General features: G+C 72.9%; 1 protein-coding gene. It reads left to right on the forward strand.

The features are described from left to right. The coding region (locus APM_RS06360; protein WP_007422530.1) for a glycoside hydrolase family 99-like domain-containing protein at window positions 1–2,327 on the forward strand (2,327 nt) is incomplete at both ends.

Consider the following 2,327-nt stretch of genomic DNA (forward strand, 5'->3'; position numbering starts at 1 on the left):
GCCGCCCGGCGCGCCCCGCCTCGCCACCGTGCTCGCCTATTACCTGCCGCAATTCCACCGTATCCCCGAGAACGACGCCTGGTGGGGCACCGGCTTCACCGAATGGACCAACCTCGTCCGCGCCACCCCGCGCTTCGCCGGCCACTACCAGCCCCGCGCCCCGCGCGATCTCGGCTTCTACTCGCTCGACGATCCCGCGGTGATGCCCCGCCAGATCGCGATGGCGAAGGAGGCCGGGCTCGGCGGCTTCGTCTTCTATTACTACTGGTTCAACCGCCGCCGCCTGCTGGAGCGGCCGGTCGAGCGCTTCCTCACCGATCCCGCGCTCGACATGCCCTTCTGCCTGATGTGGGCGAACGAGAACTGGACCCGGCGGTGGGACGGGCTGGAACGCGAGATCCTCCTCGCCCAGGACTACCGGCCGGAGGACGACGCCGCGCTGGTCGACGATTTCGCCCGCCATTTCGCCGATCCGCGCTACATCCGGCTCGACGGCCGGCCGCTGCTGATGATCTACCGCGCCGCCCTGATCCCCGATCCGCCCGCGACCATCGCCCGCTGGCGCCGCCTCTTCGCCGAGCGGCACGGCGAAACCCCGCTGCTCTTCATGGCCCAGAGCTTCCACGACTACGACCCCCGTCGCCACGGGCTCGACGGCGCGGTGGAATTCCCGCCGCACAAGCTGGTGGTCGGCGCCCCCAAGCTCGACACCGCGCTCGACCTGTTCGACCCCGCGTTCTCGGCCGATGTCTACCGCTATGACGACATCGTCGCCGCCTCCCTCGCCGACCCCGACCCCGCCTATCCGCTGATCCGCACCGCCGTCCCCGGCTGGGACAACGACCCGCGGCGCGAGGGGGCCGGCGTCGTGCTGCACGAGGCGACGCCCGCCGCCTACCAGGCCTGGCTCGCGGCGCTGATCGAGCGCGCCCGCCGCGCCCCGGTCCATGGCGAGCCGATCGTCTGCATCAACGCCTGGAACGAATGGGCCGAGGGCGCCTATCTCGAACCCGACCTGCATTTCGGCGCCGCCTTCCTCAACGCCACCGCCCGCGCCATCACCGGCCGCGCCGATGCGGCGGACGCGCAGAACCTCCTCCTCGTCGGGCACGACGCCCTGCCCCACGGCGCGCAGATGCTGCTGCTCCACCTCGCCCGCACCCTGCGCCGCCAGCACGGCATCGTGCCGCGCATCCTGCTGCTCGGCGGCGGCGATCTGGTCCCCGACTACGAGGCCGAGGGCATCGTCGACCTCGCCCCCAACGAACCCGCGCTGCAGCACCATGTCGCGACCTACCGCGCCCAGGGCATCACCGCGGCGATCGTCAACAGCCTCGCCTCGGCGCGGGCCTGCGGGCCGCTGGCCGAGGCCGGGCTGCGCAGCATCCTTCTGGTCCACGAGATGCCCCGCCTCGTCGAGGAGCGCGCCCTGCGCGGCGTCGCCCGCCAGGGGATGCGCGCCGCCGCCGCCACCGTGTTTTCCTCGGCCCATGTGCGCGACGCGCTGTGCGCCGCGCTCGAGGCCACGCCCGCGGCCCATGTCATCCCCCAGGGGAACTACCAGGGCGTGCGCTTCGATGCCGCCGCCCGCCGCCGCTTCCGCGCCCGGCTCGGCCTCGCGGAGGATGCCTTCGCCGTGCTCGGCGTCGGCTTCGGCGACCTGCGCAAGGGGTTCGACCTCTTCCTCCAGGCCTTCCGCCTGCTCGCCGCCGCGCGGCCGGACATCCATTTCGTCTGGCTCGGCGAGACCCATCTCTGGATCCGCGACTATCTCGGCGCCGAGATCGAGGCCGCCCGCGCCACCGGCCGCTTCCACCTGCTGCCCTTCGACGAGGATGTCGCCCCCGCCTATTGCGGCGCCGACCTCTACGCCCTCACCTCGCGCGAGGACCCGCTGCCCACCACGGTGATCGAGGCGATGGCCGCCGGCCTGCCCGCCATCGCCTTCGCCGGCTCCGGCGGCATCCCCGACCTGCTGCGCGAGACCGGCGCGGGCGAAAGCGTGCCCGCCGGCGACGTCGCCGCCTTCGCCGCCGCGATCGCCGCACGGCTCGACCATGAAGCACTCGCCGCCGCCCGCCCCCGCATCGCCGCCGAGGCCGCAACCCGCTTCGATTTCGCCGCCTATGCCCGCCGCCTGCTCGCCCTCGCCAGCCCCGGGCTGATCGGCGTCTCCTGCTTCGTCACCAACTACAATTACGAGCGCCACCTGCCCCGCCGCCTCGCCGGCATTTTCGGCCAGACCTACCCGCTCGAGGAAGTAACGCTGCTCGACGACGCCTCGACCGACGGTTCGGTGGCGGTGGCCAGGGAAACCGCCGCCGGCT

The sequence above is a fragment of the Acidiphilium sp. PM genome, assembly GCF_000219295.1.
Taxonomy (GTDB): Bacteria; Pseudomonadota; Alphaproteobacteria; order Acetobacterales; family Acetobacteraceae; genus Acidiphilium; species Acidiphilium multivorum.